The sequence below is a fragment of the Methylobacterium sp. genome (assembly GCF_028290105.1).
In the GTDB taxonomy this organism is placed as follows: Bacteria; Pseudomonadota; Alphaproteobacteria; order Rhizobiales; family Beijerinckiaceae; genus Methylobacterium.
Map to the genome: position 1 here is coordinate 1 of NZ_JAQGKL010000279.1, position 6,062 is coordinate 6,062.

The 6,062-nt window shown below is 74.4% G+C and carries 10 protein-coding genes; 2 read left to right on the forward strand and 8 right to left on the reverse strand.

The genetic code is table 11. The features are described from left to right. Positions 1–102: 102 nt before the first annotated feature. The 3 genes from JWQ05_RS19110 to JWQ05_RS19120 are packed head-to-tail and all read right to left on the reverse strand — an operon-like array spanning position 103 to position 2,382. Positions 103–549 (reverse strand): NlpC/P60 family protein, encoded by a 447-nt coding sequence (locus tag JWQ05_RS19110; protein ID WP_299661970.1) that lies wholly within the window; start codon positions 547–549, stop codon positions 103–105. 7 nt (positions 550–556) lie between these two features. After that, positions 557–1,450, reverse strand: coding sequence for a DUF2163 domain-containing protein (locus JWQ05_RS19115; RefSeq protein WP_299661972.1), 894 nt, complete (start codon positions 1,448–1,450; stop codon positions 557–559). Positions 1,451–1,461: 11 nt separating this feature from the next. Then, on the reverse strand, positions 1,462–2,382 hold the full coding sequence (locus JWQ05_RS19120; protein WP_299661974.1) for a LysR family transcriptional regulator: 921 nt from the start codon (positions 2,380–2,382) through the stop codon (positions 1,462–1,464). 139 nt (positions 2,383–2,521) lie between these two features. Here JWQ05_RS19120 and JWQ05_RS19125 point away from each other — a divergent pair, with 139 nt between their 5' ends. Both JWQ05_RS19125 and JWQ05_RS19130 read left to right on the forward strand, forming a co-directional pair. Next, the gene (locus JWQ05_RS19125) at positions 2,522–3,157 is read left to right on the forward strand and encodes a glutathione S-transferase family protein (RefSeq protein WP_299661977.1); all 636 of its coding nucleotides are present in this window, start codon (positions 2,522–2,524) and stop codon (positions 3,155–3,157) included. A gap of 27 nt (positions 3,158–3,184) precedes the next feature. Further along, positions 3,185–4,141: a pyridoxamine 5'-phosphate oxidase family protein gene (locus JWQ05_RS19130; RefSeq protein WP_299661980.1), complete on the forward strand. Its 957-nt coding sequence runs from the start codon at positions 3,185–3,187 to the stop codon at positions 4,139–4,141. Here JWQ05_RS19130 and JWQ05_RS19135 read toward each other — a convergent pair. The 5 genes from JWQ05_RS19135 to JWQ05_RS19155 form a co-directional block, all read right to left on the reverse strand. Continuing rightward, a complete protein-coding gene (locus JWQ05_RS19135) occupies positions 4,122–4,775 on the reverse strand; it encodes a DUF2460 domain-containing protein (RefSeq protein ID WP_299661983.1) in 654 nt (217 codons plus the stop codon). The two genes, JWQ05_RS19130 and JWQ05_RS19135, sit on opposite strands and share 20 nt — an antisense overlap. Positions 4,776–4,788: 13 nt before the next feature. After that, positions 4,789–5,367, reverse strand: a complete 579-nt coding sequence (locus tag JWQ05_RS19140) for a phage tail tape measure protein (protein WP_299661986.1) — start codon at positions 5,365–5,367, stop codon at positions 4,789–4,791. A 9-nt stretch (positions 5,368–5,376) separates the two neighbouring features. Further along, complete coding sequence (locus tag JWQ05_RS19145) at positions 5,377–5,598, reverse strand: phage tail assembly chaperone (protein ID WP_299661989.1); 222 nt, start codon at positions 5,596–5,598, stop codon at positions 5,377–5,379. Beyond that, entirely contained in the window at positions 5,595–5,918 is a 324-nt protein-coding gene (locus JWQ05_RS19150; RefSeq protein ID WP_299661992.1) for a gene transfer agent family protein, read from the reverse strand. The genes JWQ05_RS19145 and JWQ05_RS19150 overlap by 4 nt, the downstream gene beginning before the upstream one ends. Beyond that, on the reverse strand, positions 5,918–6,062 hold a 145-nt coding region (locus JWQ05_RS19155), incomplete at its 5' end, for a phage tail tube protein (protein WP_299661995.1). The genes JWQ05_RS19155 and JWQ05_RS19150, both read right to left, overlap by 1 nt.

Genomic DNA, 6,062 nt, shown 5'->3' on the forward strand with positions numbered 1-6,062 from the left:
ATCGGCCCGCCCAGGGCCGTACCCACCGCCGCCCCGGCGGTCTGCAGGATCAGCGTGGCCATGGCGGGCTCCGGGGATGGGACGCGGGTGGCGTGAGGGCGATCAGATTCCGGCGGGGAACCGGAACAGGTGGGAGAGGTGGCGCCGCCACCATCCGGACAGGGCGACCTCGGTGACGGCGGCCCCGTCGTGGGCGTGGATCATCGAGTCCCCGCCCGACGCGATGGCGCAGTGCCGGGCCGGCAGGTGGGCGCGGAAACGGAAGAGCAGCACGTCGCCCGCCGCGGGCTCGTCGCCGGCCGGCGGGAGCGGAACCGGCACGAGGTGGCGCCGCGCCGCCTCCGCCAGCGGGTCGGCGCCGCAGGGCGCGGATTCCGCCCAGGAGGCGGCGTATGGCGGGGCCTCCTCGGGTTCGGGGCCGAGGGCCTCGCGCCAGACACCGCGCAGGAGACCGAGGCAGTCGCAGCCGACGCCCTTCAGCGAGGCCTGGTGCCGGTAGGGCGTGCCGATCCAGCCGCGCGCCAGCGTCACGAGGTGTTCGGGTTCCATGGGGACCTCACCGGAACAGGCTGCCGCCATCGAGGCCCGGGCCGGAGCCGGGGACCTGGCGCAGCACGAAGTCGTTGCCCGGCAGGTGCGGGAAACCCTGGAAGTTCGCCGCGTTGGCGAACTTGTCCCGGCACGTGGCGAGACGCTTGTCGCAGCCCGCGACGAGGCGGAACGTGTCGCCGGGCGCGACCGCGCGGGCGGGCGCCTGCCAGAGTTCGAGCCGGATGGTGCCCGCGATGCCCGAATGCCCCCGCAGGTCGGCGGCCTGTCCGCTCTGCCCGCCCCCCGTCCAGGCGAGGCGGCCCGCGGCGAACCAGGAATCCGGGACGCCGGCGACCAGGGTGACGTCCAGGATTTCGGGCTCGGGCTGGCGCAGGACCGTGCCGGTGGTGGAAAAGCGCGGGTCGGCGCGGTCCACCCGGCAGCGGGCATCCCCGAGATCGGCGCCGCAGGTGGCCCGATAGGTCCGGCCGCGCTCGGCATCGAGCTTGTCCATCAGCCCGCGCAGCTCCGCCACGAAGGCGCCGCCGGCCCGGCGCACCTCGCCGATGGTGCCGATGTCGAGGAGGAGGCGGGTCTCCGGATGGCTCCAATCCACCAGCCAGGTCTCCACCGAGGCCCCGTCGTAGAGCCCGCCGGTGATGTCCGCGTCCGAGAGCCCGAGGGCGCAGAGCGCGCCCGCGACCTCGCCGCCGCCGACGGCGAAGCCGAGCTCGGCGCTGGCCTCGGCCGCCTCCAGCCCGGAGCGGGCGGCATGGGTGAGCCCGCCGAAGCTCAGGTCGCGGTCGTGGTCGGTGAAGCCGAGCCGCGCGCCGTCGCGCCGGGTCAGCGCCCAGGCATGGCACAGGGTGGTGGCCCCGCCGGCGAGATGCGCGGCGAGGTCGGGGGGCAGGACGCGCATCGCCGGGAGCCTCAGGAACGGGTGGGATTGACCATCGGGTCGGCCTGGAGCCGCGCCACGGCGAGGTCGATGAAGCTGCGCACCTTGGCGGGCGCCCGCCGTCCTTCCGCGCTCACCACGTGGACCGGCATCGCGCCCGAATCCGGGGCGTCGAGGATCAGCCGGAGGCGCCCCTCCGCCACCGAGGGCGCCACCTGATAGGACAGGAGCTGCGCGATCCCCTGTCCGGCGAGGGCGGCGGCCAGCACCCCGTCGATGGTGTTGCAGGTCAACCGGGGGCGTGGCGTCCCGGCCGCCGAGCCCGTCGCCCTTGAGCCCGTCGCCCTTGAGCCCGTCGCCCCCGAGCCCGTCCCCGCCGAGCCGATCATGGCGTGATCCCGCAGGTCCCGCGCGGTCGCGGGCGTCCCGTGCCGGTCGAGGTAGTCCGGCGCGGCGCAGAGCACCCGGCGCACGCTGCCGACCCGGATCGCGACGAGCCCGGAATCGGCGAGGTGCCCGATGCGGACGCCCACGTCGACCCCCTCCTCGACCATGTTGATCACCCGGTCGAGGAACAGGGCGCGCGTGCTCACCGCGGGGTGGCGCGCGAGGTGCTCGGTGACGACCGGCAGCACGTAGAGGCGGCCGAACTGCACGGGCGCCGTCACCGTCAGGATTCCGGACGGGGTCGCGCCAGCCCCGGCCGCGGCGGCCTCCGCCTCCTCGATCTCCGCGAGGATGCGCCGGCAATCCTCCAGGTAGCGCCCGCCCGCTTCCGTGAGCCGCACCGAGCGCGTGGTCCGCGTCAGCAGCCGGGTTCCGATCCGGTCCTCGAGGGCGGCCACCGCGCGGGTCACGGCGGGCGGGCTCATGTGGAGCTGGCGCGCGGCCCCGGCAAAGCCCCCGGTCTCCGCCACGCGCACGAAGACCCGCATCGCCTGCCACCGATCCATGTCCGCCGCCCCCGTCCCGTCGATTGTTCCATATGGCGGAATAGTCGATTGCCAGGAAAGCCGGTTCTCCCCAATCGTGGAAGGGTCTCTGATGCGGAACGAGGCCGGCCCCGCCGGCTCGCCCGTACGGAGACCTCCCATGAAACTGTTCCACGTCGCGCTGTCGGGACACGCCCACCGCGCCCGCCTGTTCCTGTCGCTCGTCGGCGCCCCTTGCGAGATCGTCGAGGTCGATCTCGCAAGGGGCGAGCACAAGTCTCCCGACTTCCTGAGGCTGAACCCGTTCGGCCAGGTCCCCGTGCTGGTGGATGGGGAAACGGTCGTCCCGGATTCGAACGCCATCCTGGTCTATCTCGCCAAGTCGCTCGCCCGCACGGACTGGCTGCCGGAGGACGCGGCCGGCGCGGCGCGGGTGCAGCGCTGGCTCTCCGTGGCCGCCGGGCCGATCGCCTTCGGGCCGGCGGCCGCGCGCCTGATCACGGTGTTCGGCGCGGCCTTCGACGCCGCGGAGGTGATCGCCCGCGCGCACGCGATCCTCGCGCGCATCGAGGCCGAGCTCGCCGGCCGGCCCTGGCTCGCCGCCGACCACCCGACCATCGCCGACGTGGCGCTCTACAGCTACGTCGCCGCCGCCCCCGAGGGGAACGTCGATCTGGCGTCCTACGGCGCGGTCCGCGCCTGGCTCGCCCGCATCGAGGCCCTGCCCGGCTTCGTGCCCTTCCCGCGGACGCCCGCCGGTCTGCGAGCACCCGAAACGCCGGCGGACGCCCGCTGAAATCCCGTTGCCCGCAGGAGACCCCCCATGTCCGTCCTCGAATCCCACCCCGCCGCGTCTCGTCCCGTCTCGCCCTGGCACCCGGGCGAAATCGCGATCCAGGCGCATCTCGGCGTCGCCGAACGGATGGCCGAACTCGGCCCCCGCGTGATCCGCGACCACCTCATCGAGCAGCACCGCGACTTCTACCGGCACCTGCCCTTCGTGGTCCTGGGCGCGGTCGATCCCGTCGGGGAGGTCTGGGCGACGCTGCGGACCGGGGCGCCGGGATTCCTCGAAGCGCCCGATCCCCTCCACCTGCGGGTGCGCAGCCCCGCCGAGCCCGATGATCCCGCCGAGGCGGGCCTCGTGGACGGCGCCGCGATCGGCCTCCTCGGCATCGACCTCGCCACCCGCCGGCGCAACCGCGTGAACGGAACCCTCCGGCGGACCGGGCCGGACGGCTTCGCGGTTCGCGTCGAGCAGAGCTTCGGCAATTGCCCGCAATACATCCAGGTCCGGACCCATCCGCACCCCGTCGCGGACAGTCCACGCCCGGCCCCGCACGTCTCGCAGGGCCTCGACGCGCAGGCCCGCGCGGTGATCGCGGGCGCCGATACGCTCTTCGTGGCCAGCTATGCCGAGGGCGCGGACGGGCGGCGCCAGGTCGACGTCTCGCATCGCGGCGGCCCGGCGGGCTTCGTGCGGGTCGGCGGGGACGGTGTGCTCACGGTCCCGGATTATTCCGGCAACCGCTTCTTCAACACGCTGGGGAACATGCTCGCCAATCCGCGCGCCGGCCTCGCCGTCATCGACTTTGCCACCGGCGACCTGCTCCAGATGTCGGGACGCGCCGAGGTGCTCCTCGATTCCCCCGAGACCGCCTCCGTCCCCGGCGCCGAACGGCTCTGGCGCTTCGCGCCCCGCACCGTGATCCGGCGCCCCGGCGCCTGGCCGCTGCGCTTCGATGCGCCCTCCGTCCCGGCTACGGCACTATCTCGATGAGGGGCACCTTCGGGATCTCCCCGGCGCTGAAGGCCGAGAGATCGATGCTGAGGTCGTCGCTGTCGAAGCGAACGGGGACGTCGAAGGCGAAGCCCGCCGTGACGCGCTGCCCCGGCGCCGGCACGGCATCCGCCGCGAAGGTGATGCGGCCGCTGGTGGCGTCGCACTGAAAGCGCGCGGCGGGCAGCGCGACGCCGTTCACCGCCACCCGCACGCTCTCGGCCACCGGCTTGGTGATGGTCCGGCGGTAGGGCGACGGGCCGGTGCCGTAGGTCTTGGCGAGCTGGAAGATCCGCGTCGCGCCGTCCCCGAGGCCGAGCAGCTGGTCGGTGGCCGCGACGGGCCGCGAGGGCGGACCGGACCCGGCATCGACCCGGTCGCGGTAGCGGAAGCCGTAGAGCCGGCCGCGCCGCTCCTCGAAGAAGCTCACCACCGCGTGCAGCGCGTCGAGGGTGCGGATGCCGAAGCCCGCATCGTAGCGCCGGCGCGAATCCGCCCAGCGGCTGTTGCGGTGCTCGCGACCCGAGGCCAGGGTGACGATCTCGGTGAGGCGGGTCGGGCCGCCGCTGCCGCGCAGCGCCACGTCGAGGGGGAAGCGGACCTCGTGGAAGTCGCTCGTCGGTTCGGTGCTCATCGGGCCCTCCCGCTCACAGGCCGCGCCGGCCCCGCGCCACCGCGCGGGCGAGGCTCGCGGCGACCTGCGCCTCCGAGCGGCGGAAGCTCTCGACGTCGGGGGTGGCGATGTTGATGGTCACCCCGCCCGAACCCCGGCCGCCGCCCGCCGCGACGCCGAGGCGCCCGTCGCTGCCGCGCTTCAGGGGCAGGATCGCCTCCGGTCCGGCCTCGCCCATCAGGCCGAGGCCGCCCCGCATGGGAAAGTAGGTGGGGGCGGCCACGACCCCGCCCTCCGCGAAGGGGCGCACGCGGCCTCCCGTCAGGACGCCGCCGCGCGCGAAGGCCGTGGCCTCGCTTCCCGAGCCCGAATCGATCAGGCTGGTGACCAGCCGGGTGATCCCGGCCTTGACCGGCTTCAACGCCGCCTTGATCGCGACGTTCGAGAGCTTGGTGGTGAGGGTGCCGAGCACGCTGTCGAGCTGGCGCCCGGCCCCCACATTGATGTTGAGGGCCTTCGACAGGCTCTGGCCGAATTTCTGGGCGAGCTTGTCCAGGGTGTCCAGTTGCTTGGCCCGCGCGGTGTTCGTGCGGTCGAAGGCGGTCTCGGCCATGGTCGCTCCTCAGGTGGGGTCGGGATAGCGCTCGATCAGGCCGCGAAGGCCGGCCCGGTCGAGGGAGGAGGGGCCGCCGGGCCCGAGCCCGGCGGCGGCCATCAGTTCGCGCGGCGTGGCACGCCAGAAATCGCGCGGGCGCCAGTGCAGGCGCCCGAGACCGAGCGTGAGCGCCTCGTCCCACGGGAAGGCGGAGGGGGCCTCCGGCGCGGCTCCACCCGTGGGGCTCAAGGGTCCGGGGAGGCGTCCCCGAAGGCGGCGGCGAGCGCCGCGCCGATGGCCGCCGCGATGGCGTCGAGATCCCCGCCGAGCGGCAGGGCGGCGACGGCCGCGTCGTCGAGGGCGTGCCCGCCGCCGCGCAGGGCCGCGCCCAGGAGCGCGATCAGGTCCCGGCCCTTCAGGCGCCCTTGCGCGAAGCGGGCGGCGAGGTCGGGCAGGTCGCTGGCACCCAGCGCGTCCTCGAGTTCGGCGAGGGCGCCCAGGGTGAGGCAGAGGGTATAGCGCTCGGGCCCCAGCGCCAGGGCCACCTCGCCGCGCCTGCGATTGGCCATCAGGCGGCCGTGAAGGCGAGGGGGCCGGCGGAGTCGAGGGCCATGTCGAAGGTCACCTCGCCGGCATGGTCGCCGCGATATTCGAGACTCGTGATCTGGAACAGGCCCTCGAGCGTGCCGAAGGCCGGCACCACCACCTGGAAG